Below are 25,996 nucleotides of genomic sequence, written 5' to 3'. Positions count from 1 at the left end.
GTCACGACGTGCTAGGGAGAGACGCCATCATGCACTTCCTCGCCAATCCAGCACGGTTCCTGCGGATCGCCCGGCCGGCCACGGCTTGGCTACTGGTCGTCGGCGCAGTGCTGGCGGTCGGCGGCATGACCGCAGGGCTGACCCTGACGCCGCCTGACTACCTGCAGGGCGACACCGTACGCATCCTCTATATCCACGTGCCCGCCGCCTGGCTCGGCATGGCCGGCTGGGGCGGCATCGCCGCGGCATCGATCAGCCAGCTCGTCTGGCGGCACCCGCTTGCCGCAGTTGCCGCTCGCGCCTTCGCTTCGCCCGGCGGTACGTTCGCTGGCGTCTGCCTTGTTACCGGCTCAATCTGGGGACGGCCGACCTGGGGCACCTGGTGGGAGTGGGACGGCCGCCTGACTTCGATGCTCATCCTGTTCTTCCTCTATCTCGGCTTCATTGCTCTCGCGAGCGCAGAGCGCGAACGCGGCGGCGAGGGGCGGATCACGGCGATTTACGGGCTGGTCGGAGCGATCAACCTGCCGATCGTCCATTATTCCGTTCTGTGGTGGCGCACGCTGCACCAGGGCGAGAGCATCGGCGTGACCGGCACTACGATCGACAATTCCCTGCTGTGGCCGCTGCCGCTGACGATGGTGGGCTTCACCTGCCTGTTCGCTGCCGTAGTGCTGATGCGCATGCGCGCCGAGCTTGCCGAGACGAAGGTCGAAGCGCGGATGCGTCGGACGGTTGCGGCATGAACCCCTGGACGTTCGTTATTGCGGCTTATGCGGTAGCTGTCGTTGCGACTGCGGGGCTGGTCCTGTGGGCCTATGCCTCGATGCGCCGGGCAGAGGCGGCGGCAGACCAGCTCAAGCACCGATGAAGCCGAAGAACCAGCGCCTGGTCCTGGTCGCCTGCGCAATCGTAGCGGTGCTCACCGCGGTGCTTCTGGCGATGTGGGGCCTGCGTGACCGCGCTTCCTATTTCTACACGCCTGCGGACGTGGTCGCGGGCAGGGCAGAACAGGGCCGGGCCGTGCGCCTCGGCGGAATGGTCGAGAAGCGCTCGGTCCAGCATGCCCCGGACGGCGTCACCATCCGCTTCATCGTCACCGACGGGACTGCCCGAACGCCCGTCGTGTACCGCGGCATCCCGCCCGAGCTGTTCCGTGAAGGCAGCGGCGTCGTTGCGGAGGGGCAGCTGCAAGGCGGCATATTCGTCGCCGAAACCATCCTCGCCAAGCATGACGAGCGCTACATGCCGCCGCAGCTCGGCAATCAGGCGTCGGAGCACAAGGCCGGGAAGACTCTCGAGCGGTGATCGCGGAGGCCGGCCTTGCCGCGCTGTGGCTCGCCGCAGGTCTGGCGGCGCTGCAGCTGTTGCTGTCGATCCCGACAGTCCGAGGAAGGCTGGATGGCGTGGGCACGATCCGCGCCGTCGCCGTGGTGCAGGGTGTCCTGACGCTGATCGCGTTTGCCATGCTGCTGATCGTCTTCGCGCGGACGGACCTGTCCGTCGCGCTGGTCTTCGAGAACAGCCACAGCGCCAAGCCCTTCATCTACAAGGTGGCGGGAGCGTGGGGAAATCACGAGGGCTCGATGCTGCTGTGGGTGACGGTGCTTGCGGTCGCGGGAGCTGCTTTTGCACTCCTTGCGCGGCGCACCGGAGAACGCACCCTTATCGCCGCTCTCGGCGCCCAGGCAGCGCTCGGCCTTGGCTTCTACGCATTCCTGCTGATCGCATCGAACCCGTTCGCGCGGCTCAACCCGGCACCGCCGGAGGGCAGGGGCCTCAACCCGCTGCTCCAGGACCCCGGCCTCGCCTTCCATCCGCCCACGCTCTACCTCGGCTATGTCGGACTCTCGATCGCGTTCAGCCTTGCGGTCGGAGCGCTCATCACCACCGAAGTGGATTCGCGGCTCGCCCGCGCCATGCGCCCGTGGGTGCTTGGCGCCTGGATCCTGCTGACGCTCGGCATCACTGCGGGCAGCTACTGGGCCTATTACGAGCTTGGGTGGGGCGGATACTGGTTCTGGGACCCGGTGGAGAACGCGTCGCTAATGCCGTGGCTTGCAGCCACCGCGCTCCTGCACTCGGTCAACGTCCTGGCAGCCCGTGCAGCCCTGAAAGCGTGGACGATGATGCTGGCCGTACTCGCTTTCTCGATGTCGATGGTCGGGACCTTCCTCGTTCGTTCGGGAGTGCTGACGTCGGTACACGCGTTCGCGATCGATCCCGAGCGCGGCACGTTCCTTTTGGCCCTGCTCGGCCTTTACGTCGGCGCGGCTTTCGTCCTGTTCGCGATCCGCGCCCCGCGCCTCCGGGAAGGCGCCCCGTTCGAGCTGGTGAGCCGCGAGAGCGGGCTGGTGATCAATAACCTGCTGCTCACCGTCATCCTCGGCATCGTGTTCGTCGGGACGCTCTATCCGCTGTTCGTCGAGGCCATCACCGGCGAGAAGCTGTCAGTCGGCGCGCCCTATTTCAACGCGGTCGCGGGACCTCTTGCGCTGCTCCTTGCCGCCGTCGTCGGCGTCGGACCCCTCTTGAGCTGGAGGCGTGAGCGGCGGCCGGTGCTGCAGAAGCTGACCATTCCGGCGCTGCTCGCGGTCACGGCGCTGGTCATCACCTTCATCCTGTCGCCCCGCCTGTCGATCCTCCCGAGGCTGGGATTCACGATCGCCGCATTCCTCGCAGCCGCCGCTCCCTTGCCGCTGATCGGCCGCAACCCGTTGCGAGCGCCGCTCGCGACCTGGGGAATGGTGGTGTCGCACTTCGGGATTGCCGTTGCCCTTGTGGGCATGGCCGCCAATGGCGCCTTCACCTCGGAGCGGCTAGCCGTTGCGAAGCCGGGCGAGCAGCTCAGCGTGGGTCCCTGGCTGGTCCAGTTCGATGGAGTCACGCCCACCGCTGGCAAGAACTTCGCGGCGATGCAGGCCGAGCTTCGGGCATCGCGAGGTGAGGGGGCTGTGACGCTTCAGCCGCAGACCCACTATTTCTCTGATCCGCCGATGGAGACCAACGAAGCGGCCATCCGGACCTTCTGGAACGGACAGCTCTACACTGTGGTTGGCCGCGAGGATCCGTCCGGCGGCTGGCAGCTCCGGCTGTGGTGGAAGCCGTTCGTCACGCTGATCTGGGCCGGCGGTGCGCTGATCGCCCTTGGCGGTGCGCTGGCGCTGATCGGCCGGGCGCTTCGCGGCTGGCGCAGGGGCCGTGGCCGTTCGGAACCGGACTGGCGGGAGCGCTACATTTGAGCCGCGCCCTCCGCTTTGCTCCGCTTGCGCTGCTGGCCGTGCTCATCGCCGGACTGATCTGGCGATTGGCAACGCCCGTGGAGACCGACGTGCATTCGCGCCTCGAAGGGCAGCCGGTGCCAGGCTTCGCGTTATCGGCGGCACTTCCGGGCAAGCCAGGCCTTTCCTCGGCCGACCTCGCCACAGGCCGCCCGCAACTCGTGAATGTCTTCGCAAGCTGGTGCGTGCCCTGCATCACCGAAGTGGGCGTGCTCGCGCAGCTTCGCGCCAAAGGTGTGTCGATCGATGGCATCGCCGTTCGCGACGAAGCACCGGAACTTGCCGAATTCCTCCGGCGCAACGGCGATCCCTACCAGCGCATAGGCAGCGATCCGCAGAGCCGCGTCCAGATCAGCCTGGGCTCGTCCGGGGTGCCGGAGAGCTTCATCGTCGATGGCCGGGGCATCATCCGCTACCAGCATATCGGGGCGATCGAGGCATCCGACGTCTCGATGATCCTGGCCAAGCTGGAGCAAGCACGGTGAGGCTCCCCATGATCGCCCTTGCGATCGTCCTTGCGCTGGCGCTTGCCTCCCCGCTGCTCGCCGACAGCAACCTGCCGCCGGCTTACTGGTCCAACCGCCAGCTGCCCGATGGACGGCAGGAAGCGCGCGCCGACGCGCTGATGCAGGAGATCCGCTGCCTCGTCTGCCAGGGCCAGTCGATCGCCGATTCCGACGCCGAACTCGCGGGAGACATGCGCGACCTCATCCGGCGCCGCATCGCCGCGGGCGAGAGCCCGGCGCAGGTGCGCAGCTGGCTCATCCAGCGATACGGAAGCTGGATCAGCTATCGTCCGACGAGCGAACCTGCAGCCTGGCCGTTGTGGATCGCACCGCTGGTCCTGCTCCTGGCGGGCGGCCAGCTGATCCGGCGCCGCATTTCGGCCAAAGGATCCGCATGACGGGCTGGTTCGTCCTGCTCCTCCTGCTGGCGCTGGCGGGTGGCGGGCTGTGGCTGCTGCGGGTACGCGGCGCCATGCTCCAGGCTTGCGCGGCCGCGCTTCTGATCGGAGCGGCAGGCTACGCGTTCCAGGGGCGCCCCGGGCTTCGGGCCTCGCCCGCCGACACTAAGCTCGAGCATCAGGTAGTGCCGCTCGCGCAGGCGCGGCACGCCTTCTTCGGCAACTTCTCGCCGCAGGAAGCATGGCTCGGCATGTCGGACGCCCTTGCCCGCTCCGGCAACACGCAGGACGCCGTGGGCATTCTCCAAAACGCAGTCGGGCGCCACCCGGAGGATGCCGAGCTCTGGGTAGGCCTCGGCAACGCCCTCGTCGATCACGCGCGTGGCCTGACGCCCCCCGCGGAGTTCGCCTACAAGCGCGCCGCCAAGCTCGCTCCCGGCCATCCCGCACCCGCATTCTTCTATGGTCTGGCGCTTGCTCGCTCTGGCGATACGCGAAGTGCCGTCGCGCTCTGGCAGAAGACCCTCGCCACTGCTCCTCCCGACGCGAGCTGGCGGCCTTTGGTCACTGGTGGGATCGCTGCCCTCAGCGGGCAGCCGCTTCCCGGCTCTGCTCCTCAGCCCGGGCAATCGCTGCCGGACGCGTCTCGGCGATAAGCCGGGCGCGGAGCGGCAAGCCGTCGTTCGCCCGGGAGCCGACCACCTCGTCCGGAATACAGGCTGAGCTTCGCTTTTTGACACTGGCACACAGGTTCAACAGCTTTGTCTCAGTCGCCCCGCCCAGTCTGCTCCTGGAGCGCGTCGATCTTCTTGGAGGCGTCGGCCTTCGAAAGCTTGGGATCGAACTCTTCGCCCGCTTCTTCGCTCAGCGTCTGGAGGTAGGAAGCCTGGGCGCCGGTCATCGGCTCGTCACCCGTGACCCAGTGGTCCGGGTCCTTGACGGCATTGCCGGCCGGATGCTGCTTCGGATCGTCGGAAACTTGCGTCGACATTGATGCACCTTTTCAATTGCTTGGTTGGTGCACCAACGTCGATGTTCCTGTTGTGTTCCGCTATGCGGCGACGGGATCGAAGGCGAGGTCGAGAGCTTCCGCAACCGCCTGGTGGCGGATCTTCCCGCCGGAAACGTTGAGGCCGTTCGCCAGGTGCGGGTCCTGCCGCATCGCTTCGTCGGCGCCCAGGCTGGCGATCTTCAGAGCGAACGGAAGCGTCGCATTGTTGAGCGCGAACGCACTGGTCCGCGCAACGGCGCCCGGCATGTTGGCGACGCAATAGTGGATCACGTCCTCGACCTCGTAAACCGGGTCGGCATGGGTCGTCGGCCGCGAGGTCTCGAAACAGCCGCCCTGGTCGATCGCGATGTCCACCAGTACCGAACCGCGCTTCATCGTCTTGAGCATGTCGCGCGTGACCAGCTTGGGGGCTGCTGCGCCCGGAACGAGGACCGCGCCGATGACCAGCTCGGCCTTTTCCACGGCGCTCGCGATTGCCGCGCGCGACGCATAGGCCGTCTTGATCTGGCTGGAGAAGAACATGTCGAGCTCGGCGAGCCGCTCCATGTTGATGTCGTAGATCGTGACGTCGGCGCGCATTCCGACCGCCATCTGGGCGGCGTTCACGCCGGCAACGCCGCCGCCGAGGATCGCGACCTTGGCGGGAGCGACGCCGGGCACTCCGCCGAGCAGCACGCCGCGGCCGCCCTGTTCCTTCTCGAGGTAATGCGCACCGACTTGGACGGACATGCGTCCCGCAACTTCGCTCATCGGCTTCAGCAGGGGCAGCGAGCCGTTGCGCGCCGTCACCGTCTCATAGGCGATGCAGGTCGCGCCGGACTTCATGAGGCCCTCGGCCTGCGGCTTGTCGGCGGCGAGGTGGAGATAGGTGAATAGGATGTGCCGAGGCTCGAGCAGCGCAATCTCCTGCGGCTGCGGCTCCTTGACCTTGACGATCATGTCCGATGCTTCGAACACCGCGGCAGCGTCCGGCAGTATCTGGGCGCCCGCCTTTTCGTAGGTCACGTCCGGGCAGTCGATGCCGTTGCCTGCGGACGTCTGAACGAACACCTCGTGTCCCGCGGCAGTCAGTTCGGCGACCGACGCCGGCGTCAGGCCGACCCGATACTCATGGACCTTGATCTCCTTCGGCACCCCGACGCGCATTATTCGTTCGCTCCACTGTGATTGCTGCGCCGGCCTATAGACGGGCGATCCGCCCCTGTCCCCACCCATTGTCCGGCGCCTGCAGATTGCAGCGCCCGAACGGCAGTGCTAGTGGAGCCGCCCCGTCACCGAGGTCCTCGGCAACGGCTACAGGAATGCGAAGCCGCGGTCTGTCGAGCCAGAAGCTGAAAACATGAACATCACGGCAACTGGAGGTGCCGGCGCGGAGGCGCCGCAGGACCTTGCGCATGGCCACGCGCATGGCCCGCTGTACAAGCTTGCGATCGGCGCGATCGGCATCGTGTTCGGCGACATCGGTACCTCGCCGATCTACGCCTTCCGGGAGACCTTCGCCGGCCACCACACGCTGATCCCGGACCGGCTGCACATCTACGGCGTGCTGAGCCTGATCTTCTGGTCAATGATGATCATCGTCAGCCTGAAGTACGTGACGATCATCATGCGCGCCGACAACAAGGGCGAGGGCGGCAGCTTGGCGCTGCTGGCGCTCATCAACCGCACGCTGGGCGGCAAGAAGCGCTGGACCGGCGGCATCGTCATGCTGGGCGTGTTCGCGACGGCCCTGTTCTACGGCGATTCGATGATTACGCCGGCGATGTCCGTCCTGTCGGCGGTGGAGGGTCTGACCACGGTCAACACCGGCTTTGCGCCGTTCGTGGTCCCAATTGCCGTCGCCATTCTCATCGGCCTGTTCGCCATCCAGTCGCGCGGCACCACCAAGGTCGGACAGTTATTCGGCCCCGTGATGCTGCTCTACTTCGCGTGCATCGCGGTTCTTGGTGTGATGCACATCAAGGACCAGCCGAGCGTGGTGCTTGCGATGCTCAACCCGCTGAACGCCGTCTATTTCTTCACATCCGACTTCATGCGTGCCTTCGTTGCGCTCGGGTCGGTCGTCCTGGCGGTCACCGGCGCAGAGGCTCTCTATGCGGACATGGGCCACTTCGGCCGCAAGCCGATCCGTGTCTCGTGGCTCTACTTCGTGTTGCCGGCGCTGCTCCTGAATTACATGGGGCAGGGGGCGATGATCTTGTCCACCGACGCCGCGACTGCCCTCGCGAAGGTCAAGGACCCGTTCTTCTACCTCGCACCCGACATGTTCCGCCTGCCGCTGGTCCTGATTGCGACCGCCGCCGCCATCATCGCGAGCCAGGCCGTCATTTCCGGCGCTTTCTCGGTGACGCAGCAGGCCATCCAGCTCGGCTTCGTTCCGCGCCTTCGCATTCGCCACACCAGCGAGAGCGCCGCCGGGCAGATCTACATCCCGCTTATCAACTGGGCGCTGATGGTGATGGTCACCTTGCTGGTGATCAGCTTCCGTTCGTCCACCAACCTCGGCGCCGCATACGGAATCGCGGTCACCGGCGCGATGCTGATCGACTCGGTCCTGATCGCGGTCGTCCTCCGGCAGATGTGGAACTGGAACCGCTTCGTCGTCGCTGGGCTGCTGACGCTCTTCTTCTTCGTCGACGGCGCATATCTGGCGGCGAACCTGCTGAAGATTCCCGCTGGCGGCTGGTTCCCGCTGCTGGTCGGCGCGATCGCCTTCACCTTCCTCACGACCTGGGCGCGCGGCCGCAAGCTGATGATCGACCGCATGAACGAGGCCAGCCTGCCAATGGAAATCTTCATCAAGTCGGCCGCTACCAGCGCTGCCCGGGTGCCGGGCACGGCCGTGTTCATGACCAGCTCGGCCAGCGGCGTGCCCCATGCGCTGCTGCACAACCTCAAGCACAACAAGGTGCTTCACGAGCGGGTGATCCTGCTCACCGTCCGGATCGAGGACGTGCCCTACGTCAGCGACGAGAAGCGCGTGGAGCTCAAGGACTATGGCTCCGGATTTTACCGAGTGAAACTGCGCTACGGCTTCATGGACGAGATCGACGTTCCCGCGGCTCTTTCGCAGCTCAAGGGCTGCGGCCCTGTCTGCAAGATGATGGACACGAGCTTCTTCCTCGCCCGGCAGACTCTGCTTGCCTCATCGCGGCCCGGGATGGCGATCTGGCGCGAGCGGCTGTTCGCCTGGATGCTGCGCAATGCTGAAAGCGCGATGGAATTCTTCAAGCTGCCGACCAATCGCGTCGTCGAGCTTGGCAGCCAGGTCGAAATCTGAACCTTCATTGCCGCCCGCGCATTCGGGCGGGCATGGCAGACACCGTTTCCTGGGTTGCAACGGCCGCGACCATCATCGCCGCCTGCATGACCGCGTCCAACCTTGGCTCCCGCATCACCGGCTACGGCTTCGCGGTATTTACCGTTGGTGCCCTGTGCTGGATCGCATCAGGGCTGATGAACCACCAGCCGGCGATCGTCTGGACCAACATCGTCCTTACCGTGCTAGACCTGTTCGGCATCTGGCGCTGGCTCGGGCGCCAAGCCAAGGTGGAGGAGGGCGCCAAGGCCGCTGCGAAGGCGAGCGAGCGCACGCCCGGTGAGGCGCTGTTCCCGGTTTCCCTGCTTACCAGTGCGCCCGTCGAGTGCGGCGGTGTCCAGGTGGGCTCCTGCGTGGACGGCATGGCAAGCTGCTCGAGCGGACGCCTGTCCTATGTCGTCGTCTCGCAGGGCGGGGTAGCCGGCGTCGGCGAGACGCTTCGGCGGCTGCCCTGGACTGCTGCCCACGTGAACGGCGAGCGCCTCATCGCGAAGCTCGGCCGCGGCGACCTGGACGACCTGGAGCAGCTGCCGAAGGATCACTGGCCGGGAAGCTAGAAGTTCAGGACGTCGGCTTTAGGTCCCGCACGCGGCGCCGCCCCAGTGTCGGTTCGACGGCAAGCCTCGCATCGGCCATGATCTGGGAACGCAACTCCGCCCGCTTCTCGTGGATGCTCGCGATGACTGGTCCCATCGCCAGCCCGACATCGACCAGCACGGCTTCCGACAGTTGCAGCGACGCCTCAAGTGTTTCGGGCACCGCGTCGGTGACGCCTGCCTTGTACAGCTGGGCGGCATGGTGGGCGTCGCGCGCCCTTGCGATGATCGGCAGTTCCGGCACCCAACCGCGGACCCGTTGCGCTATCCTCGCTACGAGGACCGGATCATCCATCGTCAGCACCAGCGCCGCGGCATTGCCGAGCTTCAGCTGGTCGACGAGCTCGCCGCGCGCGACGTCGCCGAACAGGACGCGGTAACCGTCCTCCCGCGCACGGCGAACGGTGTCCACGTCGCCGTCGACGGCCAGATAGGGCTTCTCATGCTCGACGAGCATGTCGGCGACCATCTGCCCGACGCGGCCGAAGCCGAAGATGATCGTGCGTCCCGCAGCGACGGCATCGTCGGGAACATCGACGGGGGCGGCTTCGACCCTTCGGCCAATCCGCTGCCCGATCCATGCCAGGAGCGGCGTGACCGTGAGGCCGATGGCGGTGACGGTCGTCCAGAATCCCGCCTCCGAGGCCGATAACAGTCCGGCACCGGCAGCAGCCGTCAGTACGATCAGGGTCGTCTCCGAAGGGCTTGCCATGCTGACGCCGGTCTCGACGGCCACTGCGAGCCTGGCTCCTGACAGGCGCAGCAGCCCGCCGGTGATCGCCGCCTTAAGCGCGACCACGATGGCGGCCGCCCCGAGGATGAGCGGCCAATCACGGGCAAGCGCAATCAGGTCGATGCGCATGCCAATCGTAATCAGGAAGATGCCGAGCGCGAGTCCCGCCAGAGGGGCGGTGATTGCTTCGACCTCGGCGTGATAGTCCGTCTCGGCGATCAGCACGCCGGCGATCAGGGCGCCCAGGACCGGCGACAGCCCGACGGCCGCAGTCGCCATGCTCGCGAGGATCACCGTGAGCAGGCTGATCGCGAGGAACAGTTCGGGGTTCTTGGTCCGCGCCGCCTGGCCGAACAACGGCGAGAGGGCGAAGCGCCCGACCGCGAGGATGACGACGATGACCAGCACGCCAAGCAGTGCCGTCCGGCCGAGATCGTCCATCTGCGCGTGCCCGCCGATGAGCTCGATCAGGAATAGCAGCGGAACCAGGGCCAGGTCTTCGAAGACCAGCATCGCGAAGGCCGTCTTGCCGACCGGGCTTTCGATGCCCGTGATCGGCAGCACCAGCGCGGTGGAGGAGAGAGCGAGAGCGATGCCGAGCGCGATCGCTGCTCCCGGCGCTGTCCCGGTGACCAGCAGACCGCCCGAGATCAGCACGGCGCAACCCAGGAGCTCAGCGCTGCCCATCCCGAACAGCGTCTTTCCCATGTTGCGCAACCGGCGGAAGCTGATGTGCAGCCCGGCGGAGAAGAGGAGGAGAATGATGCCGAGTTCGGCGAATGGCTCGATGCCGTGCGGATCGCTGATGGAAATGGCTTCGAGCCACGGGTGCGCTCGGGCCATTGCGCCGAGGGCGAATGGCCCGGCAAGAATGCCGACGATGATGAAACCGATGACCGGGCTAATCTTGAGGCGAGCGAAAGCCGGGATAACGATCCCCGCGGCGCCAAGGATGGTCAGTGCGTCGCTGAGTCCGGATCCAGTAGCGCTGACCGCGTCTTGCATACGAGCTTTAGAGCAGGTCGCGCGACCAGTGTCATCGCCGGGCGTTCAATCCGCGGAGGTGTTCGATGGCCAAGGATCTGAAGACAGGCGACCGCGTCAGCTGGAATTCCCACGGCGGCACCGCCGAGGGCAGGGTAGTCAGGAAGCTGACTGCGCCGATGACCATCAAGGGCCACAAGGTCGCCGCATCGAAGGACAATCCCGAATTCCTGGTACAGACCAACGAGGGCAAGCAGGCGGCGCACAAGCCGGAGGCACTGCACAAAAGCTGACGGCTCTTTCAATGTAGGACATCGTCTGCCACGCTGCGCGGCGGCATGACGTCAAACGACCTGACGCACCCCGCACGGCAGGCGAGGGTCGGTCCCCGTCAGCAGCTCCGTCAGTGCGAACATTTGTGAACATTCGCCGTGACTGACCTGGTCGTCGTGGGTGGCGGGCCGGCGGGGATGATGGCCGGGCTGCTGTTCGCGCGCGCGGGTTGCACGGTCGAAGTGCTTGAGAAGCATGCCGACTTCCTGCGCGATTTCCGAGGCGACACCGTTCACCCCTCGACCCTCGAGCTGCTGCGCGAACTCGGGCTTCTCGACGAATTCCTGAAGCGCCCGCATGACGAGGTCCGATCGATTACAGCGCGGGTCGCGGACCGCCGAATCACCGTTGCGGACATGAGCCACCTGCCGGTCGAGAGCCGCTTCATCGCGATGATGCCGCAGTGGGAGTTCCTGGACTTCATCGCCCAGGAAGCGCGGCACTACCCAAACTTCTCGTTGCGGATGGAGGCCGAAGCCGTCGATCTCGTCCTGGAGGCCGAGCGCGTGGTCGGAGTGCGTCTGGAAGACGGCAGCGAAGTGCGCGCCCGGCTTACGATCGCCGCCGACGGCCGAAGTTCGGTCCTGCGCACCGCTGCAGCTTTCCCGAAGCTTGATCTCGGCGCACCCATCGACGTCTTCTGGTTTCGCCTGCCGAAGGAGAAGTCGCCGACCAATGACACCGGCGCGACGTTCGGGTCGGGCAGCATGATCGTGGAGATCGACCGCGGTGACTACTGGCAATGCGCCTATGTCGTTCCGAAAGGCGCTGCGGACGAGATCCGCGCCCGCGGCCTGGAGGCGTTCCGCTCGGACGTCGCCACTGGCGCTCCGGACCTCGCCGGTGCTGTCCACGCCTTGACGTCCTGGGACCAGGTGAAGCTGCTCGCGGTCTCGCTGGACCGGCTGGAGCGATGGTCGAGGCCGGGTCTTCTGGCGATTGGCGACGCAGCGCACGCGATGTCGCCGGTTGGCGGAGTCGGAATCAATCTCGCGATCCAGGACGCGGTCGCTGCAGCGAACATTCTCTCCGGTCCGCTGGCCCGCGGCGAGGACGTCGATCCGCTACTCGCGAAGGTCCAGGACCGGCGCGCGCTTCCAACCAAAGTTGTCCAGGCAGCTCAGAAGGCGGTGCACGACCGGATCCTGACGCCGCTCGTCATCCGCAAGGCGGTCCTTCAGAAGGTACCGCTGCCCCTGCGTTTGTTCGACCGTTTCCCCGTACTCCGCCGGATACCGGCTCGGCTCGTCGGCCTGGGTGTCCGGCGAGAGCATATCCGCTCGCCGGACGCCGGGCTCAGGCGGTAACTGCTTCGTTGGCCATCGCCGCTTCCAGGTTGGTGACGATCGCCTCGAAGAATTGTTCGGTCGTCATCCATGCCTGCTCGGGGCCGACCAGGATCGCGAGGTCCTTGGTCATCTGGCCGTTCTCGACGGTCTCGACGCAGACGCGCTCGAGCGTCTCGGCGAAGCGGACCACCTCGGGCGTGTCGTCGAACTTGCCACGGTACTTGAGGCCACCAGTCCAGGCGAAAATCGAGGCGATCGGGTTCGTCGATGTTGCCTTGCCCTGCTGGTGCATCCGGTAGTGGCGAGTGACCGTGCCGTGCGCAGCCTCGGCCTCGACGGTCTTGCCATCGGGTGTTGTCAGGACGGAGGTCATCAGGCCGAGTGAGCCGAAGCCCTGCGCGACCTGATCCGACTGGACATCGCCGTCATAATTCTTGCAGGCCCAGATGAACTTGCCGCTCCACTTCAGCGCCGAAGCGACCATGTCGTCGATCAGGCGGTGCTGGTACTCAATGCCAGCAGCTTCGAACTTCGCCTTGTATTCGCTATCGTAAATCTCCTGGAAGATGTCCTTGAAGCGGCCGTCATAGGCCTTGAGGATCGTATTCTTCGTGGACAGGTAAACCGGCCAGCCGCGGTCGAGCCCGTAGTTCAGGCAGGCATGCGCGAAGTCGCGGATGGAGTCGTCGAGGTTGTACATGCCCATCGCGACGCCGGAACTCGGGAAGTCGAACACCTCGTGCTCGATGACCTCGCCGCTCTGGCCTTCCCACTTGATGGTCAGCTTGCCGGCGCCGGGAACGCGGAAGTCAGTCGCCTTGTACTGGTCGCCGAAGGCATGACGGCCGACGACGATGGGATCCGTCCAACCCGGGATCAGGCGCGGTACGTTGGACATCACGATCGGCTCACGGAAAACCACGCCGCCGAGGATGTTGCGGATCGTCCCGTTGGGCGACTTCCACATCTTCTTCAGGCCGAATTCCTCGACCCGTGCCTCGTCCGGCGTGATCGTCGCGCATTTCACGCCGACGCCGTGCTGCTTGATGGCATTTGCCGCGTCCACCGTGACCTTGTCCTCGGTCGCGTCGCGGTTCTCGATCGACAGGTCGTAGTAGAGCAGGTCGACGTCGAGGTAGGGCTGGATCAGCCGCTCGCGGATCCATTGCCAGATGATCCGGGTCATCTCGTCTCCGTCGAGTTCCACGACGGGGTTCTTCACCTTGATCTTGGCCATGTGCGTTCCTGCGATTTTGGGGTTGGCGGCGCCTTAAGATGGGCAGGAAACGCGCGCAACCGCGCCGTTGTGCCCGCGTTGGTCCGTCTTTAAGGGATCGGCGATGGCAGAGCTCGACAAGCACGACACGCCGCTGCCCACGACTACGGTCAAGTGGCGCTTTCCGTCGATCCATCCGGAGGGCCGCAAGTACACCGTGATCGCAGTCGCGATCGCGCTGATCGCCTACTTCGCGGTGAGCCACTTCATCGCCTGGCTGCTGATCGGCGTGGCGATCTGGGTCGCGACCTTCTTCCGCGACCCGATCCGGGCGACTCCGCGGGGGGACAAGTTCATCGTCGCGCCGGCGGATGGCCTCATCACCATGATCGTGAAGGTGCCGCCGCCGCCTGAGCTGCGCGGTGCCGACGGTCTTGCCGACTGTGAATATACGCGCGTTTCGATCTTCATGAGTGTGTTCGACGTGCACATCAATCGTTCGCCGATCACGGGGCGCGTGAAGCGGATCGTCTACGTGCCGGGCAAGTTCGTGAATGCCGACCTCGACAAGGCCAGCGAGGACAATGAGCGGCAGCACCTGCTCGTCGAGAGCAGCGAGGGACTCCGCATCGGCTTCACGCAGATCGCCGGCCTTGTAGCGCGGCGCATCCTGTCCTTCGTCAGGGAAGGCGACGTAGTCGAAGCCGGCCAGCGGGTCGGTCTGATCCGTTTCGGCAGCCGGGTCGACGTCTACCTGCCAGCGGGCACTGCGCCGCGGGTGATGCTCGGCCAGCGTTCGATCGCGGGAGAGACCATCATCGGCGAGGTCGGAGTGGAGACGGCGCTCACTGGTACCAGCCAGTGAGCGACGAGCGGGAACCGCGAGGCATCCCGTTCCGAGCCATGGTCCCGAACGCGGTGACAGCGCTTGCGCTGTGCTTCGGTCTTACTGGAGTGAGCCTCGCAATCGGTGGCCACTGGGATCGGGCACTTGGCTCGATCATCCTCGCGGGAGTCCTCGACGGCATGGACGGCCGCATCGCGCGCCTGTTGCGGGCGGAGAGTCGCTTCGGTGCCGAGCTCGACTCGCTCAGCGACAATATCGCGTTCGGTACGGCGCCAGCGCTGATCCTGTTCCTGTGGTCGCTCCGGATGGCGCCAAAGTTCGGGTGGATTGCCGCGCTTGCGCTCGCGGTCTGCTGCGCGCTTCGTCTGGCCCGCTTCAACGCGCGGCTCGATGCCGCCGAGCAGCCGCACAAGTCCGCCGGGTTCAACACCGGCGTTCCGGCACCCGCCGGCGCCGGTCTCGCCTTCATCCCGATCTACTTGTGGCTGATTACCGGTGACGAACTGTTCCGCCGGTGGGAGCTGGTGATGGCGTGGACGCTGTTCATCGCCGCACTGATGATCTCGAGCCTTCCCACCTACAGCTGGTCGAGCATCCGCATCCGCAGGGACTGGCGCATGTTCGCTCTCGCGGGAGTGGCGCTGTTCGGGGCGGCCCTAATCGTGGCGCCGTGGCCGACGCTGCTCGCGCTGGCGTCGCTCTACCTGGTGATGATCCCCGTCGCTCTTGCGAGCTATGCCCGGGTCAAGCGGCGGCGCGCCAGCGGGCGCGTGCGCGCATAGGCTGCTGCAGCCGGACGCGGGTCCGGATCCGCGCTGGCGTGAAGCTCAGCCGCGGCTCCTCGCAACTGCCCCTGAGGGCGGCGAGGATCTTCGCGCCGCTTTCCTCAAGAACCGCCGCACCCACGACGACCAGGAGCCACAATGTGCTGAGGAAGGCGAGGGTACCAAGAGCTGCAATCATTGCTTCGTCCTTGCTTTGAGCGCCCAACCGATTCGGACTTGTTTCGTTCCATCCGAGGTTGGGAGTTCCCGGTGAGGCGGTGCAATGTTCCCTATATGTTCTCACCTGTCAAGCGGCTGGCATGCGCTTGAAAAGCCGGGCGCGTTCGGTTAGGGGCGAACGCATCCCACAGGCGGAGCTAACATAGCCGGTGCCGGCCGCTAGGTCGGTTACACGGCTCCGCCGAGGTAAAACCGGAAGGAGAAAGACCTATGGCGACCAACGTCGTCACGATGCAGCAATTGCTCGAGGCTGGAGCGCACTTCGGCCACCAGACCCACCGCTGGAATCCCAAGATGAAGCCGTACATCTTCGGCGACCGCAACGGGGTCCACATCATCGACCTGTCGCAGTCCGTGCCGCTTTTTGCGCGTGCGCTCGACTTCATCCAGCAGACCGTCGCCCGTGGGGGCAAGGTGCTGTTCGTCGGCACCAAGCGCCAGGCGCAGGATCCGGTCGCCGAGGCGGCGCGCGCATCCGGGCAGCATTTCGTCAATCACCGCTGGCTCGGCGGCATGCTGACCAACTGGAAAACGATTTCCAACTCGATCAAGCGGCTCAAGAGCCTCGAGGAGCAGCTGTCGGGTGACACCGCCGGCCTGACCAAGAAGGAAGTGCTGCAGCTCACCCGCGAACGCGACAAGCTCGAGAAGAGCCTCGGCGGCATCCGCGACATGGGCGGCCTTCCCGACGTCATGTTCGTCGTAGATACGAACAAGGAAGAGCTCGCGATCAAGGAAGCCAACGTCCTTGGCATCCCGGTCGTCGCCGTCCTCGACTCGAACAGCGACCCGAGTGGCATCGCGTTCCCGGTTCCGGGCAATGACGACGCCAGCCGTGCGATCCGCCTTTACACGGACTCGGTTGCTCAGGCGGTTACCGAAGGCCGAGCCGGCAACGCCCAGGCGCGTGGGCAGGACGTTGGCGAGATGGCCGAACCGCCCGTCGAAGCCGCGGTCGCGTAACCACCGTTCCCTCCCGGATACGGGAGGGGCCGGGGACGGGCCTGTTAGTTCAGGCCCTCACACCCCAGATTCCCTCTACAGCCTCTTCCGCCAGCGGGAGGGGAGATGAAAGGACATGAACATGGCTGAGATCACGGCCGCGAGTGTGAAAGAACTGCGCGAGCGCACCGGCGCCGGCATGATGGATTGCAAGAAGGCGCTCGCCGAGAACAACGGCGAAATGGAAGCGTCGATCGACTGGCTGCGTGCCAAGGGTCTCGCTGCAGCGGCCAAGAAGGCGGGCCGCACCGCTGCCGAAGGTCTCGTCGGCGTTGCCGTCGAAGGCAACCACGGTGCTGCCGTCGAGGTCAATTCCGAGACGGATTTCGTCGCCAAGAACGAGCTGTTCCAGGACTTCGTCCGCAACGTTGCTCGCCTCTCGCTTCAGCACGGCACCGACGTTGAGGCGCTCGGCGCTGCTCAGTATCCTGAGGGCGGTACCGTCCAGGAGAAGCTGACCGACAACATCGCCAAGATCGGCGAGAACCAGTCGCTCCGCCGCGCCGCGGTGCTCGAAGTCAGCGAGGGTGCGGTCGTGTCCTACGTCCACAACCAGGTCGCGCCGGGCCTCGGCAAGATCGGCGTGCTCGTCGCGCTGGAGAGCGCGGCGCCCGCGGAAACGCTGGCTCAGCTCGGCAAGCAGATCGCCATGCACGTTGCAGCTGCGCACCCGCAGGCGCTTTCCGCGGAAGACCTGCCGGCGGACCTGGTCGAGCGCGAGCGCTCGATCGCCATGGAAAAGGCAAAGGAAAGCGGCAAGCCGCAGAACATCGTCGAAAAGATGGTCGAGGGCGGCCTGGCCAAGTTCCGCAAGGAAAACGCGCTGCTCACGCAGCTGTTCGTCATGGACAACAAGACCCCCGTTGCCGAGGTCGTGGCGGCCGCAGCCAAGGAAGCCGGAACCGGCATCCAGCTGACCGGCTTCGTCCGCTTCCAGCTTGGCGAGGGCATCGAGAAGAAGGAAAGCGATTTCGCCGCGGAAGTCGCAGCGGCTGTCGGCACCAACAAGGCCGAGCCGGTCGCTTAAGAAGGACAACTGCCGCTTGGCAGTTGGCAACGGGGCGGCCCGGCCATAAAGGCTTGGCCGCCCCTCGTTTATCTGAAGGACGGCTTTCCCGGATGACTCGCCCGCACTTCAATCGAATCCTGCTCAAGATCTCTGGCGAAGCGCTGATGGGGCAGGGGCAATTCGGGATCGACCCTGAGGCCGTGGCCGGGCTCGCAAGCGAGATTGCTGCCGCGAAGGCCGAGGGGCACGAGCTTTGCCTCGTTGTCGGCGGAGGCAACATCTTTCGCGGCATGGCTGCGGCGGCGAAGGGCTTCGACCGCGCAACCGCCGACTACATGGGGATGCTGGCGACGGTGATGAACGCGCTCGCGCTTCAGAACGCGCTCGAAAGCCAGGGAGTCGACACCCGCGTGCTGTCGGCAATCCCAATGGCCAGTGTCAGCGAGCCGTACATCCGCCGCCGTGCGCTCCGGCACCTCGAGAAGGGCCGCATCGTCCTTTTCGCCGCAGGCACCGGCAATCCCTATTTCACCACCGACACTGCAGCAGCCCTGCGTGCTGCCGAGATGAGCTGCGACGCGCTGTTCAAGGGCACCAGCGTCGACGGAATCTACACTGCCGACCCGAAGAAGGACTCGGGCGCAACCCGCTACGATAGCGTGACCTTTGGTCGCGTCCTGAGTGATGACCTCAAGGTCATGGACGCTGCCGCGGTGGCGCTTTGCCGAGACAACAACATCCCGATCGTCGTGTTCAGCATCCGCCAGCAAGGGAACCTCGCGAAGGTGATCGCCGGCGAGGGGACCGCGACGATCGTCCAGAATGGGGAGTGAACAATGGCCGCCTTTGACAAAGCAGACCTCCAGCGCCGGATGCACGGCGCCGTTGATGCGCTGAAGCACGACTTGGTTGGCCTTCGCACCGGGCGCGCCTCCACCAATCTGCTCGATGCCATCAACGTGGAAGTCTACGGTGCGCAGATGCCGCTCAACCAGGTAGCCAGCGTCTCCGCTCCCGAAGCGCGTCTGCTCACCGTGCAGGTCTGGGACCGTTCGAACGTCGGACCTGTCGAGAAGGCTATCCGGTCGGCCGGGCTAGGGCTCAACCCGGTCACGGACGGCCAGATGGTGCGCCTGCCGATCCCCGACCTGACCGAGGAGCGGCGCAAGGAGCTTGCGAAGCTCGTCGGTCAATATGCCGAAAAGGCACGCATTGCGGTGCGCAACGTCCGCCGGGACGGCAACGATCACCTAAAGACCGACGAAAAGAAGCACGAGATTTCCGAAGACGAGCGCAAGCGGCTCGAGGGCGAAGTTCAGAAGCTTACCGACGATACGATCAAGGAGATCGACGAGCTGTCGGCGAGCAAGGAAAAGGAAATCCTCGGCAAGTGACGTCCCGCTCGGGTCCCGAAGCCCCGAGCGCGATGGCGGGCCCTGCCTCGGCTTCGCTCGAAGGTGGCGGCCAAGGCGCGGTCCCTCGCCATGTCGCTATCATCATGGACGGAAACGGTCGCTGGGCAGCGCGCCGCGGCCTTCCTCGTGTCGCCGGGCACCGGGCGGGTGCCGAGGCCGTGCGGCGCGCTCTCCAGGCAGCGGCCGATCGCGGCGTCGAGGTCCTGACGATCTACGCCTTCTCCTCGGAGAACTGGCGGCGCAGCGATGAAGAGGTATCCGACCTCACGGCGCTGATGCGCTTCTACCTGGAGCGCGAACTCAAGACCCTGGAGAAGGAGCGGGTCCGGCTGCAGCTGATCGGCGACTATCACGCCTTCGGGCCGGATCTCGTCGACCGGCTCGAGAAGGCGGTGGATCGGACTGCAGGCAACACGCGTCTGAAGTTGGTGATCGCGCTGAACTACGGATCGCGCGCCGAGATCACCGCGGCGGCGCGACGCCTCGCGGAGCAGGCCGCGTCGGGCGCGCTTGTGCCCTCCGATATCGACGAGGCCCGCATCGAGAGCGAGCTTCAGACGCAGGACTTGCCGCCGCTGGACCTGCTCATCCGTACCTCGGGCGAGGTTCGCCTCTCGAACTTCCTCTTGTGGCAAGCCGCTTACGCGGAGTTGCTGTTCCTGGACATCATGTGGCCCGACTTCGACGAGGGCGTCTTCGGCGAGGCTCTCGACCGCTTCGCGGCGCGCCAGCGGCGGTTCGGCGGGCGATGAGCGAACTCGTCGTCCGCACGCTGGCGGGTGTCGTGATGATCGCCATCGCGCTCGTCGCTGCGGCTGTGGACGGCTACGTGCTTGCCGTCCTCGTGGCGCTGATTGCCACCGCGATGTTCTACGAGTGGCGGCAGATCAGCCGGGGTTGGGGGTTTGGCTGGACCCTTGCAGGATTCGTCTACGCGGTCCTGCCGGCGGTCTCTCTCCTCTGGATCCGTGAAGGAGACAGCCACCATCTCGACCTGCTCCTGTGGGTTTTCATCGTCACCTGGTCGACGGACATCGGCGCCTATTTTGTTGGCCGCGCCTTCGGCAGGAAGAAGCTGGCGCCGACGATCAGTCCGGGGAAGACGGTCGCCGGCCTCTACGGCGCCGTTGCGGCTGCGACGATCCTTGGCGCTACATGGGTCCTGTTCCGCGGCCTTGGTCACCCCTTGATTGTGCTCGCTCCCGTGTTTGCCGCCGCAGCCCAGGGTGGCGACCTGTTCGAGAGCTGGATGAAGCGTCGTGCCGGGGTCAAGGACTCCGGTCACTGGCTGCCGGGCCACGGCGGGGTGCTGGACCGGCTGGACGGCCTAGTGCCGGTCGCAGTGCTCACTGCGGCAGCGCAGCTGGCGCGGCTCACGTGACGCGCAAAGTCGCGATCCTCGGAGCGACGGGCTCCGTAGGCAAATCGACGGTCGATCTCATCGAACGTTCGCCGGACCGTTTTGGCGTTACGACCGTGACGGCCGCCACGAACGTTGACGCTCTCTCGGACATCGCGCGGCGGACTGGTGCCGAGCTTGCCGTCATCGCCGACGAGAGTCGCTTGCCGGAGCTTCGCAGCCAGCTCGCAGGCACGTCCTGCCGGGCCGAAGGCGGCCGGGCAGCGCTCATCGATGCCGCAAGAGCAGAAGCGGACGTCGTAATCGCTGCAATCGTCGGCTGTGTTGGCCTCGAGCCAGTCATGGCAGCAATCGAGGCAGGCCGGACTGTTGCGCTGGCGAACAAGGAGGCGCTGGTCACCGCCGGCGAGCTCATGACCAGAGCGGCCGCGGCTAGCGGCGCGACGATCCTGCCGGTCGACAGCGAACATAACGCTATTTTCCAGTGCCTTGCATGCAGCAGTGGCGGTGATGTCTCACGGATCATCCTGACGGCGAGCGGCGGGCCATTCCGGACCGCCAGCAGCAGTTCGATGGACGTCGCTACGCCCGAACAGGCGGTCGCCCATCCCACCTGGTCGATGGGGGCGAAGATCTCGGTCGACTCCGCGACTCTGATGAACAAGGGGCTGGAGCTCATCGAGGCTCACTTCCTGTTCGGTCTGCCGTCGCGCCAGATCGACATTCTGATCCACCCGCAATCGGTCATCCATTCGCTCGTCGAGTTCATCGACGGATCCGTTCTGGCGCAGCTCGGCAGCCCCGACATGCGCATCCCGATCGCCTATGCGCTCGCCTGGCCCGAGCGGATGGAAACCCCGGCGGAACGGCTTGATCTTGCAAGGGTCGGAAGCCTCGCCTTCGAAGCTCCCGATATCGGGCGCTTTCCTGCACTGCGTCTCGCCCGGGAAGCGCTCGAAGCAGGCGGGGCCGCGCCGATCGTGCTCAACGCTGCGAACGAAGTGGCCGTCGAAGCATTCCTCGGAGGTGCAATCCGCTTCACCGACATCGCCGATACAGTGGGGGCCGCGCTCTATGAAAGCAGCAATCTGCCTCCGGCTTCTATCGCCGACGTGCTCGCGATCGACCGCGACACCCGTTCGCGGGTTCAGACGGCGTTGAAGGCGACCTGCATCTGATGCTTCACCAACCGCCACTCTGGCTTGTCCTTGTCGCGTTCATGTGCGCGCTCGGACCGCTCGTTTTCTTCCACGAGCTTGGACATTATTTGGTGGCGCGCCTGTTTCGAGTTCCTGCCGAGACCTTTTCCATCGGCTTCGGGCGTGAGCTGTTCGGTTGGACAGACAAGCAGGGCACCCGATGGAAGGTCGCCTGGCTGCCGCTCGGCGGCTATGTGAAGTTCGTCGGTGACATGAACGCCGCGAGTGAGCCGGCGGACCTTGAGGACATTCCAGAAGAGCTTCGGGAGCGCGCCTTCCAGTTTCGCCCCGTCTGGCAGCGCTTCCTGATCGTCTTCGCGGGCCCGATGGCCAACTTCATCATCGCGATCCTCATCTTCTCGGCATTCTTCGCGTTCGTCGGCGTTCCGTCGACCAATGTCGTGGGTGGCGTTCAACCGGGGAGCGCTGCCGCGGCGGCAGGGCTTCGGCCGGGGGACCGCATCCTTTCGGTGGCCGGACGTTCAACTCCGACATTCGACGACATCCGGCAGGTCGTCGGCGTACGCCCCAACGACACCGTCGCTCTCGACATCGTCCGCGGCGGGCAGCAATCGAAGATCAACGTCACGCTGAGGGCGGACTCCAGCCCCGATCCGTTTGGCGAAAAGATCCGGCGCGGCCTGCTGGGCGTCTACCCGACCACACAGGTGCTGGAGCCCGTCTCACCTTTCCGGGCGGTGCCGATGGCCGTCCAGTACACCGGGCGGCTGACCCGCTCGATCGTCGACGGAATCCTTCAGATCATTCGCGGTCGTGTCTCCGCCAAGGAGATCGGCGGCCCGATCAAGATCGCGCACATCGCCGGCCAGGGTGCGACCCTCGGCCTGCTGCCGTTCGTGTCGCTAGTCGCGCTATTCTCAATTAATCTGGGATTCATCAACCTCTTGCCAGTTCCAATGCTGGATGGAGGTCATCTCTTTTTCTACGTCGTGGAAGCGGTTCGGCGCCGCCCGGTTAGTGCCCGGGCAATGGACTGGGCATTCCGCGGCGGGCTTGCAGTCATCCTGGCCCTGCTTGTCTTCGCAACGGTCAACGACCTTGGTTCCATCGGTGTCTGGAACGGGCTTGAACGCTTGATTGACTAGGAGGCTTGGGGCAGGGGCTGAGTTCGCATCTGGCGGCCTGGGGGCGTCGCCGGGCCAGAAGCATCTTTAAAGGCGGGGACGCGTGATTTCAGGATCCAAAAGCTTCAAGCGGCGCGCTGGCGCATTTCTCCTCGTCGGGACCATGCTGGGCGGCTGGGCCGCGCCAGTGATGGCGCAGGAGACCACGACGCCGGCTCCGCAGCCCGCGACTCCGCCACCCGCCAATGCGACGACGACGTCGCAACCTGCCGACACGACGGCTGCACCTTCCACCGCGGCAGCGCCGACGGCTGTCCCTGCACCACAGCAGCGAATGATCCGGTCGGTCGCCGTTCGCGGCAACCAGCGCCTTGAGCCTGAAACGATCCGTTCGTACGCGAATCTCCGGCCGGGCGAGAATTACACGGCCGAGACGCTCGATCAGGCCATCAAGGACCTGTACGCGACGCAGCTGTTCGCCGACGCGACGATCACCGGCACCGAAACCGGTAACCTCGTCATCAACGTCCGCGAGAACCCGGTCATCAACCGCATCACCTTTGAGGGCAACAAGCACCTCAAGGCGGACAAGATCAATCCGGAGATCCGACTTGCGCCGCGGCAAATCTTCACGCGGTCCGCAGTGCGGACGGACGTCGACCGCATCCTCGAGCTCTACCGCCGGCAGGGTCGGTTCGGAGCCCGGGTGGAGCCGAAGATCGTCCAGCTGGACCAGAACCGCGTCGACGTCGTCTTCGAAGTCTATGAAGGCGACCTTGCCAAGGTGCGGGCGATCAACATCATCGGCAACAAGACATTCGCCGACGGTCGCTTGCGCAAAGAAATGTACACGAAGACGTCCGGAGGTCCGCTCGGCTTCCTGAAGTCGAACGACACCTACGATCCCGACCGTCTCGCCGCAGACCAGCAGAAGCTGCGCGCCTTCTATCTCACGGAAGGCTACCCGGACTTCCGTGTCGTCTCCGCCCTTGCAGAGCTCACGCCTGACCGCCGCGATTTCGTAATCACTTATGTGCTCGAGGAAGGCCCCCGCTATCGGCTCGGGAAGATTGAGGCGACCAGTGCCCTGCGTGACTTCCCGGCTACGCGCGTCAAGAGCATCGTCAGCCTGCAACCCGGTGGTTGGTTCAACGCCAAGGCAGTCGAGGACTCGGTCACGAAGCTGAACGAGGAGGCCGGCAACCTCGGCTATGCGTTCGCCGATATCAGCCCGGCGTACGAGCGTGACGCCGAGCACCACGTGATGAACATCACGTTCAGGGTGAACGACACGCCGCGGCAGTATGTCGAGCGCGTGGACATCACCGGGAACACGAACACCCGCGACAAGGTCATCCGGCGCGAATTCCGTCTCAACGAAGGCGATGCGTTCAACGCGCTGAAGGTCAAGCGCAGCCAGGACCGCATCCAGAGCCTCGGCTATTTCCAAGAGAAGCTCGAGGTTAAGCAGACAGAAGGTTCGACGCCCGACAAGGTGATCCTCGGGGTCAACGTCGAAGAGAAGTCAACCGGCCAAGTGTCGCTTTCGGGCGGCTATTCGAGCCTTGAGAAGTTCGTGATCCAGCTGGGCATCTCGCAGAGCAACTTCATGGGCAAGGGCCAGACCGTCGACGCCTCCGTGAACTATTCAGCCTATGGCAAGTCGATCGAAGCTGGGTTCACCGAACCCTATTTTCTGGACAAACCGATTCTGCTTGGCGGTCAGCTGTTCCGTCGCGATTACAAGAGCTTCAACTACCTTTCGAATAACCAGCGGAACACGACGTACTCGCAACTCAGCACGGGCGGCGTTCTCAGGCTTGGCTTCCCCGTTACAGAGTTTGTCTCGTTCGGCACGCGCTACTCGCTCGTCCAGGACAAGGTGTCGTTGGACAAGTCTACCTTCTACACCGATCCGGACGGAACCGGACCTCTGCCTGCTGTCTGCGACCCTCTGAGGGCAGGTCGCTATCTATGCGACGAGCTCGGTACCCGTCTGACGTCCTCGCTGGGCTACACGGCTCTGTACGACAACACTGACGGAATCCGGCCGACACGTGGTCAGCGCATGAGCCTTTCCCAGGACGTCGCAGGGCTTGGTGGCGATGTCCGCTATGTTCGTACCCGCGGCGATGCCACCAAGTATTGGGGGTTTGGCGGTGGCTGGGTGTTTTCGGCTCACGCGGAAGGCGGCTACATCCAGGCATTGGAGAAGTCGCCAGGACCTGGCCGCGACGCGATCCGCCTAACCGATCGTTTCTTCGGACCAGAGCTCCGCGGCTTTGACGTCCGTGGAATCGGACCACGTGTCGAGCGCTTCAACTACGACAGCACGGGCGCGTTGCTGGACAAGGGAACGATCACCGATGCGCTTGGCGGGCGAGCCTATTACATGGGTCGCTTAGAGCTTCAGCTGCCGGTATCCGGATCGCTTCAGAGCCTCGGCCTGCGTCCCTCGGCGTTCCTTGATGTAGGATCGCTCTGGGCGCTGAAAACGCCTCAGCTGACCGACATCGTCGCCTCGTGCACTCCGAAGGCCGATACCACCGGCCTGACCAGCTTCATTAGTCCGGCGGCAAACTGCAGCGTCGATTACGCGGGCGTGGTGCATGACCCGACCAAGTTCAACTCGGCGCCTGGTTTCCGAGAGGTCTTCATCGGCAATTCGCCAAAGCCTCGCCTGTCGATCGGCATCGGTGTGAACTGGACATCGCCGTTCGGCCCACTTCGCATCGACCTTGCGAAGGCTCTGCTGAAGCAGAAGGGCGACGACACCAAACTGTTCAATTTCAACGTAGGAACCCAATTCTGATGCTCAAGACTGCCCTCATGGCCGCCGCTGCGGCCGCAACGTTCGTTCCGGTTGCTGCCTCCGCTCAGGCGCTGCCGGGTGCCATCACCGCCGTCGTGGACCTCGACCGGGTGAGCAGCCAATGCACTGCCTGCAAGTCAGCCTCAGCTACGCTTCAGGGCCAGGTGAATGCTCTTCGCTCCCGCCAGCAGTCACTCGGTGCGCCGCTCCAGGCTGAAGGAAAGGCAATCCAGGCTGCAGTCGATGCCCTGCCGCGAGGCAAGGAGCCCGACGCAGCACTCCAAGCCCGCATTCGCGCATTCCAGACGAAGCAGCAGTCCGGCGCGCAAGAACTGCAGCGGCAGCAGACGCAGATCCAGCGTAACCAGGCTTACGTGTCAGAGCAGATCAGCGCCAAGCTCGCTCCAATCTACCAGCAAGTCATGCAGCGCCGCGGCGCCAACGTCTTGCTGGAGCAGGGCTCGACGCTGGCAGCTATGGCGGCACTGGACGTGACCAACGACGTTCTCGCGGCTTTGAACGCTGCGCTTCCGTCTGTCTCGGTCACCGCTCCGGCAGCGCCGGCGCAGCAGCAGCCGCAGGGCCGCTAAGCCGCG

28 protein-coding genes are annotated in these 25,996 nt (G+C 65.1%); 23 read left to right on the top strand and 5 right to left on the bottom strand.

What is annotated here, in order from left to right; all coding sequences use genetic code 11:
• The first annotated feature begins 29 nt into the window (after positions 1-29).
• From ccmC to ACUXST_RS04005, 7 genes are read left to right on the top strand one after another with little or no spacing between them, the layout of a single operon-like run.
• Positions 30-746, top strand: a complete 717-nt coding sequence (gene ccmC, locus ACUXST_RS04035; protein ID WP_458388651.1) for a heme ABC transporter permease CcmC — start codon at positions 30-32, stop codon at positions 744-746.
• On the top strand, positions 743-871 hold the full coding sequence (locus tag ACUXST_RS04030) for a hypothetical protein (RefSeq protein WP_458388650.1): 129 nt from the start codon (positions 743-745) through the stop codon (positions 869-871). The genes ccmC and ACUXST_RS04030 overlap by 4 nt, the downstream gene beginning before the upstream one ends.
• Positions 868-1,308 carry a cytochrome c maturation protein CcmE gene (ccmE, locus tag ACUXST_RS04025; RefSeq protein WP_458388649.1) on the top strand — a complete coding sequence of 147 codons (441 nt, stop codon included), beginning with the start codon at positions 868-870 and terminating at the stop codon, positions 1,306-1,308. The genes ACUXST_RS04030 and ccmE overlap by 4 nt, the downstream gene beginning before the upstream one ends.
• The gene (locus tag ACUXST_RS04020; protein WP_458388648.1) at positions 1,305-3,242 is read left to right on the top strand and encodes a heme lyase CcmF/NrfE family subunit; all 1,938 of its coding nucleotides are present in this window, start codon (positions 1,305-1,307) and stop codon (positions 3,240-3,242) included. Before ccmE ends, ACUXST_RS04020 begins: the two co-directional genes overlap by 4 nt.
• Entirely contained in the window at positions 3,239-3,766 is a 528-nt protein-coding gene (locus ACUXST_RS04015) for a redoxin family protein (RefSeq protein ID WP_458388647.1), read from the top strand. Before ACUXST_RS04020 ends, ACUXST_RS04015 begins: the two co-directional genes overlap by 4 nt.
• A gap of 8 nt (positions 3,767-3,774) precedes the next feature.
• On the top strand, positions 3,775-4,185 hold the full coding sequence (locus ACUXST_RS04010) for a cytochrome c-type biogenesis protein (RefSeq protein ID WP_458389008.1): 411 nt from the start codon (positions 3,775-3,777) through the stop codon (positions 4,183-4,185).
• Positions 4,182-4,841: a tetratricopeptide repeat protein gene (locus ACUXST_RS04005; protein WP_458388646.1), complete on the top strand. Its 660-nt coding sequence runs from the start codon at positions 4,182-4,184 to the stop codon at positions 4,839-4,841. Before ACUXST_RS04010 ends, ACUXST_RS04005 begins: the two co-directional genes overlap by 4 nt.
• A 110-nt stretch (positions 4,842-4,951) precedes the next feature.
• Here ACUXST_RS04005 and ACUXST_RS04000 read toward each other — a convergent pair whose 3' ends face one another.
• Entirely contained in the window at positions 4,952-5,176 is a 225-nt protein-coding gene (locus tag ACUXST_RS04000) for a DUF3072 domain-containing protein (protein WP_458388645.1), read from the bottom strand.
• 60 nt (positions 5,177-5,236) lie between these two features.
• Positions 5,237-6,343, bottom strand: coding sequence for an alanine dehydrogenase (ald, locus tag ACUXST_RS03995; RefSeq protein ID WP_458388644.1), 1,107 nt, complete (start codon positions 6,341-6,343; stop codon positions 5,237-5,239).
• A gap of 193 nt (positions 6,344-6,536) precedes the next feature.
• Here ald and ACUXST_RS03990 point away from each other — a divergent pair, with 193 nt between their 5' ends.
• Together ACUXST_RS03990 and ACUXST_RS03985 are read left to right on the top strand one after the other, a co-directional pair.
• Positions 6,537-8,477, top strand: a complete 1,941-nt coding sequence (locus ACUXST_RS03990; protein WP_458388643.1) for a potassium transporter Kup — start codon at positions 6,537-6,539, stop codon at positions 8,475-8,477.
• A 32-nt stretch (positions 8,478-8,509) separates the two neighbouring features.
• Positions 8,510-9,073 (top strand): PRC-barrel domain containing protein, encoded by a 564-nt coding sequence (locus ACUXST_RS03985; protein WP_458388642.1) that lies wholly within the window; start codon positions 8,510-8,512, stop codon positions 9,071-9,073.
• A 4-nt stretch (positions 9,074-9,077) separates the two neighbouring features.
• Here ACUXST_RS03985 and ACUXST_RS03980 read toward each other — a convergent pair whose 3' ends face one another.
• Positions 9,078-10,850 (bottom strand): cation:proton antiporter domain-containing protein, encoded by a 1,773-nt coding sequence (locus ACUXST_RS03980; RefSeq protein ID WP_458388641.1) that lies wholly within the window; start codon positions 10,848-10,850, stop codon positions 9,078-9,080.
• A 65-nt stretch (positions 10,851-10,915) separates the two neighbouring features.
• Here ACUXST_RS03980 and ACUXST_RS03975 point away from each other — a divergent pair, with 65 nt between their 5' ends.
• Entirely contained in the window at positions 10,916-11,122 is a 207-nt protein-coding gene (locus ACUXST_RS03975; RefSeq protein WP_458388640.1) for a DUF2945 domain-containing protein, read from the top strand.
• Between the two features lie 138 nt (positions 11,123-11,260).
• A complete protein-coding gene (locus ACUXST_RS03970) occupies positions 11,261-12,469 on the top strand; it encodes an FAD-dependent oxidoreductase (protein WP_458388639.1) in 1,209 nt (402 codons plus the stop codon).
• Here the strand turns inward: ACUXST_RS03970 and ACUXST_RS03965 are convergent.
• On the bottom strand, positions 12,459-13,688 hold the full coding sequence (locus ACUXST_RS03965; RefSeq protein ID WP_458388638.1) for an NADP-dependent isocitrate dehydrogenase: 1,230 nt from the start codon (positions 13,686-13,688) through the stop codon (positions 12,459-12,461). The two genes, ACUXST_RS03970 and ACUXST_RS03965, sit on opposite strands and share 11 nt — an antisense overlap.
• A gap of 103 nt (positions 13,689-13,791) precedes the next feature.
• Between ACUXST_RS03965 and ACUXST_RS03960 the strand changes: the two genes are divergently transcribed.
• Together ACUXST_RS03960 and ACUXST_RS03955 are read left to right on the top strand one after the other, a co-directional pair.
• Positions 13,792-14,532 (top strand): phosphatidylserine decarboxylase, encoded by a 741-nt coding sequence (locus ACUXST_RS03960; RefSeq protein ID WP_458388637.1) that lies wholly within the window; start codon positions 13,792-13,794, stop codon positions 14,530-14,532.
• Between the two features lie 38 nt (positions 14,533-14,570).
• Positions 14,571-15,296, top strand: a complete 726-nt coding sequence (locus ACUXST_RS03955; protein ID WP_458389007.1) for a CDP-alcohol phosphatidyltransferase family protein — start codon at positions 14,571-14,573, stop codon at positions 15,294-15,296.
• On the opposite strand, the gene ACUXST_RS03950 is transcribed toward ACUXST_RS03955, so the two are convergent.
• The gene (locus ACUXST_RS03950) at positions 15,259-15,477 is read right to left on the bottom strand and encodes a hypothetical protein (protein WP_458388636.1); all 219 of its coding nucleotides are present in this window, start codon (positions 15,475-15,477) and stop codon (positions 15,259-15,261) included. The two genes, ACUXST_RS03955 and ACUXST_RS03950, sit on opposite strands and share 38 nt — an antisense overlap.
• 251 nt (positions 15,478-15,728) lie before the next feature.
• On the opposite strand from ACUXST_RS03950, the gene rpsB reads away from it, so the two are divergent.
• The 10 genes from rpsB to ACUXST_RS03900 all read left to right on the top strand — a co-directional run bounded on the left by rpsB (position 15,729) and on the right by ACUXST_RS03900 (position 25,990).
• Positions 15,729-16,481 carry a 30S ribosomal protein S2 gene (gene rpsB / locus ACUXST_RS03945; RefSeq protein ID WP_458388635.1) on the top strand — a complete coding sequence of 251 codons (753 nt, stop codon included), beginning with the start codon at positions 15,729-15,731 and terminating at the stop codon, positions 16,479-16,481.
• A gap of 121 nt (positions 16,482-16,602) precedes the next feature.
• On the top strand, positions 16,603-17,547 hold the full coding sequence (gene tsf, locus ACUXST_RS03940; protein ID WP_458388634.1) for a translation elongation factor Ts: 945 nt from the start codon (positions 16,603-16,605) through the stop codon (positions 17,545-17,547).
• Positions 17,548-17,639: 92 nt separating this feature from the next.
• Complete coding sequence (gene pyrH / locus ACUXST_RS03935) at positions 17,640-18,362, top strand: UMP kinase (RefSeq protein ID WP_458388633.1); 723 nt, start codon at positions 17,640-17,642, stop codon at positions 18,360-18,362.
• 3 nt (positions 18,363-18,365) lie between these two features.
• Positions 18,366-18,923, top strand: a complete 558-nt coding sequence (gene frr / locus ACUXST_RS03930) for a ribosome recycling factor (protein ID WP_458388632.1) — start codon at positions 18,366-18,368, stop codon at positions 18,921-18,923.
• Positions 18,924-18,955: 32 nt separating this feature from the next.
• Positions 18,956-19,696 carry a polyprenyl diphosphate synthase gene (gene uppS / locus ACUXST_RS03925; RefSeq protein WP_458389006.1) on the top strand — a complete coding sequence of 247 codons (741 nt, stop codon included), beginning with the start codon at positions 18,956-18,958 and terminating at the stop codon, positions 19,694-19,696.
• Entirely contained in the window at positions 19,693-20,325 is a 633-nt protein-coding gene (locus ACUXST_RS03920; protein WP_458388631.1) for a phosphatidate cytidylyltransferase, read from the top strand. Before uppS ends, ACUXST_RS03920 begins: the two co-directional genes overlap by 4 nt.
• Positions 20,322-21,482 carry a 1-deoxy-D-xylulose-5-phosphate reductoisomerase gene (locus tag ACUXST_RS03915; protein ID WP_458388630.1) on the top strand — a complete coding sequence of 387 codons (1,161 nt, stop codon included), beginning with the start codon at positions 20,322-20,324 and terminating at the stop codon, positions 21,480-21,482. The genes ACUXST_RS03920 and ACUXST_RS03915 overlap by 4 nt, the downstream gene beginning before the upstream one ends.
• Positions 21,482-22,609 carry an RIP metalloprotease RseP gene (gene rseP, locus ACUXST_RS03910; RefSeq protein ID WP_458388629.1) on the top strand — a complete coding sequence of 376 codons (1,128 nt, stop codon included), beginning with the start codon at positions 21,482-21,484 and terminating at the stop codon, positions 22,607-22,609. The genes ACUXST_RS03915 and rseP overlap by 1 nt, the downstream gene beginning before the upstream one ends.
• Before the next feature lie 142 nt (positions 22,610-22,751).
• Positions 22,752-25,400 carry an outer membrane protein assembly factor BamA gene (gene bamA / locus ACUXST_RS03905; protein WP_458389005.1) on the top strand — a complete coding sequence of 883 codons (2,649 nt, stop codon included), beginning with the start codon at positions 22,752-22,754 and terminating at the stop codon, positions 25,398-25,400.
• Positions 25,400-25,990, top strand: a complete 591-nt coding sequence (locus ACUXST_RS03900) for an OmpH family outer membrane protein (RefSeq protein WP_458388628.1) — start codon at positions 25,400-25,402, stop codon at positions 25,988-25,990. The genes bamA and ACUXST_RS03900 overlap by 1 nt, the downstream gene beginning before the upstream one ends.
• Positions 25,991-25,996: the final 6 nt, after the last annotated feature.

The sequence above is a fragment of the Sphingomonas sp. F9_3S_D5_B_2 genome, assembly GCF_054263715.1.
Note: the sequence above shows the minus strand (reverse complement) of the source record. Positions and strands in the feature narration are given on the sequence as shown.

What these genes read in the sequence shown, in the direction of transcription:
- ccmC (WP_458388651.1), top strand. Translation starts at nt 30, where the DNA reads ATGCACTTCCTCGCCAATCCAGCACGGTTCCTGCGGATCGCCCGGCCG.
- ACUXST_RS04030 (WP_458388650.1), top strand. Translation starts at nt 743, where the DNA reads ATGAACCCCTGGACGTTCGTTATTGCGGCTTATGCGGTAGCTGTCGTT.
- ccmE (WP_458388649.1), top strand. Translation starts at nt 868, where the DNA reads ATGAAGCCGAAGAACCAGCGCCTGGTCCTGGTCGCCTGCGCAATCGTA.
- ACUXST_RS04010 (WP_458389008.1), top strand. Translation starts at nt 3,775, where the DNA reads ATGATCGCCCTTGCGATCGTCCTTGCGCTGGCGCTTGCCTCCCCGCTG.
- ACUXST_RS04005 (WP_458388646.1), top strand. Translation starts at nt 4,182, where the DNA reads ATGACGGGCTGGTTCGTCCTGCTCCTCCTGCTGGCGCTGGCGGGTGGC.
- ACUXST_RS04000 (WP_458388645.1), bottom strand. Translation starts at nt 5,176, where the DNA reads ATGTCGACGCAAGTTTCCGACGATCCGAAGCAGCATCCGGCCGGCAAT.
- ald (WP_458388644.1), bottom strand. Translation starts at nt 6,343, where the DNA reads ATGCGCGTCGGGGTGCCGAAGGAGATCAAGGTCCATGAGTATCGGGTC.
- ACUXST_RS03990 (WP_458388643.1), top strand. Translation starts at nt 6,537, where the DNA reads ATGAACATCACGGCAACTGGAGGTGCCGGCGCGGAGGCGCCGCAGGAC.
- ACUXST_RS03985 (WP_458388642.1), top strand. Translation starts at nt 8,510, where the DNA reads ATGGCAGACACCGTTTCCTGGGTTGCAACGGCCGCGACCATCATCGCC.
- ACUXST_RS03980 (WP_458388641.1), bottom strand. Translation starts at nt 10,850, where the DNA reads ATGCAAGACGCGGTCAGCGCTACTGGATCCGGACTCAGCGACGCACTG.
- ACUXST_RS03975 (WP_458388640.1), top strand. Translation starts at nt 10,916, where the DNA reads ATGGCCAAGGATCTGAAGACAGGCGACCGCGTCAGCTGGAATTCCCAC.
- ACUXST_RS03965 (WP_458388638.1), bottom strand. Translation starts at nt 13,688, where the DNA reads ATGGCCAAGATCAAGGTGAAGAACCCCGTCGTGGAACTCGACGGAGAC.
- ACUXST_RS03960 (WP_458388637.1), top strand. Translation starts at nt 13,792, where the DNA reads ATGGCAGAGCTCGACAAGCACGACACGCCGCTGCCCACGACTACGGTC.
- ACUXST_RS03955 (WP_458389007.1), top strand. Translation starts at nt 14,571, where the DNA reads ATGGTCCCGAACGCGGTGACAGCGCTTGCGCTGTGCTTCGGTCTTACT.
- ACUXST_RS03950 (WP_458388636.1), bottom strand. Translation starts at nt 15,477, where the DNA reads ATGATTGCAGCTCTTGGTACCCTCGCCTTCCTCAGCACATTGTGGCTC.
- rpsB (WP_458388635.1), top strand. Translation starts at nt 15,729, where the DNA reads ATGGCGACCAACGTCGTCACGATGCAGCAATTGCTCGAGGCTGGAGCG.
- tsf (WP_458388634.1), top strand. Translation starts at nt 16,603, where the DNA reads ATGGCTGAGATCACGGCCGCGAGTGTGAAAGAACTGCGCGAGCGCACC.
- pyrH (WP_458388633.1), top strand. Translation starts at nt 17,640, where the DNA reads ATGACTCGCCCGCACTTCAATCGAATCCTGCTCAAGATCTCTGGCGAA.
- frr (WP_458388632.1), top strand. Translation starts at nt 18,366, where the DNA reads ATGGCCGCCTTTGACAAAGCAGACCTCCAGCGCCGGATGCACGGCGCC.
- uppS (WP_458389006.1), top strand. Translation starts at nt 18,956, where the DNA reads ATGGCGGGCCCTGCCTCGGCTTCGCTCGAAGGTGGCGGCCAAGGCGCG.
- ACUXST_RS03920 (WP_458388631.1), top strand. Translation starts at nt 19,693, where the DNA reads ATGAGCGAACTCGTCGTCCGCACGCTGGCGGGTGTCGTGATGATCGCC.
- rseP (WP_458388629.1), top strand. Translation starts at nt 21,482, where the DNA reads ATGCTTCACCAACCGCCACTCTGGCTTGTCCTTGTCGCGTTCATGTGC.
- bamA (WP_458389005.1), top strand. Translation starts at nt 22,752, where the DNA reads ATGCTGGGCGGCTGGGCCGCGCCAGTGATGGCGCAGGAGACCACGACG.
- ACUXST_RS03900 (WP_458388628.1), top strand. Translation starts at nt 25,400, where the DNA reads ATGCTCAAGACTGCCCTCATGGCCGCCGCTGCGGCCGCAACGTTCGTT.